The organism is Fulvivirga lutimaris (assembly GCF_009711525.1).
GTDB classification, from domain to species: Bacteria; Bacteroidota; Bacteroidia; order Cytophagales; family Cyclobacteriaceae; genus Fulvivirga; species Fulvivirga lutimaris.
Genome location: NZ_SMLV01000093.1, coordinates 1 through 1,420 on the forward strand (window position 1 = coordinate 1; position 1,420 = coordinate 1,420).

The 1,420-nt window shown below is 37.5% G+C and carries 1 protein-coding gene; it reads right to left on the reverse strand.

Features of this window, described 5'->3' with window-relative positions:
- Window positions 1–1,355 (reverse strand): hypothetical protein (locus E1140_RS00365; RefSeq protein WP_221412590.1); only part of this gene is annotated, 1,355 nt, incomplete at its 3' end.
- Window positions 1,356–1,420 lie beyond the last annotated feature (65 nt).

The window sequence follows — 1,420 nt, forward strand, 5'->3', positions numbered from 1 at the left end:
TCTCCATCTCCGTCTCCATCACCATCATCATCTCCACATGATGATCCATCCCAGTTTAGATTTTCTATATATTCACCAAACCCACTTCCATCATCACTTTGGTTGCAACCAGACTTGATCCAAATTCCGACAATGAAAATTTCACTAGTAAAAGTTTGGCTGCTTCCTGTTAGTTCTTCAATTTTTTCTGTGGTTTCATCGCAAAATTTTAAAACGACATTTGACAAATCTTTAGTTGAATTAGCTGTAACACTTAAGTTATCTTCGCCAAAAACTGCTGAAACTTCTGCCTCGCAGTTATCATCGCTCCCATCATCTAGTTTGACTTCTACAATATTTGTTTCTCCCCAATATTTATCACAACCTTGAATTCTCGCACATCTAATGTAGTACATGGTTTGAGTAAGGCCCGAAACAGGAAGTTCAGTAAGGTTCTTAGAACCCTCTACCATGTTCCAGTTTGTATTGCCTTCTACATTTGGGGCATTTATTTCGCTTTGCAGCCATACATATTCGAATTCAGCATTAGGGACCGAGCTTTGAGGTAAAGCAGTAGAATTGATAATGTTTTCATTCTCAGGTTCGTACAGACCGTCAAATGAAATACTTCCTCCTGTGATATACTCAGGTAGGCATGAGTTAACTATAACTTCTATAATATTTGACTTGCCAAAGAAATCATTACTACAACCTATTATCCTAGCACACCTAACATAGTAAGTTGTTTCTGTGAGGCCAGCGAAAACTAATTCTTCTAAATTATCTGATCCACCTACTACTTGCCAATTTGGGTTATTAATAATATTTGATTCATAATTTGAGTTTTGCAACCAGATATATTCGATGTTTTCACCCTCTAATTGGCTTGATGCAGGTTTCTCAGAATATATAATATTATCATCATCCGGATTATACGGTCCATAGTAAGCAATCTCTCCTCCATTAACTGCTCCTTCTTCACAGGGACTGGGATCATCCTTCTGATTATTCGGTTCGCAATTTCCTTGGCTATCTCCATGAGCCTCATGAGCTGGCCATGCGTTCTCAGAGATTTCAATTGTCTGTACATTTTCTGGATTGCCCGGAGGGTAGTGACAGATCGTTATTTTTTTACCATTGTTTGAATTGTCATTGTCTTGAGAGGTATCACAAGTTCCCATGCTGTCACCATGCGCTTCGTGAGCGGGCCAAGCATTTTCAGAAATTTCAATTGTTTGAACGTTTTCTGGATTCCCAGGAGGTAAATGACAAATAGTAATCTTTTTATTCAGACCTATTGAACTATTACCGAATGCCGAGATATTAATTATTAGAAATAATCCTACCAGAACATGTTTAAAGCCAGCCGTTTTCATAACTATAGATATTTAGGGTCAATTACAGAACCTTACTTCGCAATTAATTAGCAAAAGTACAATAA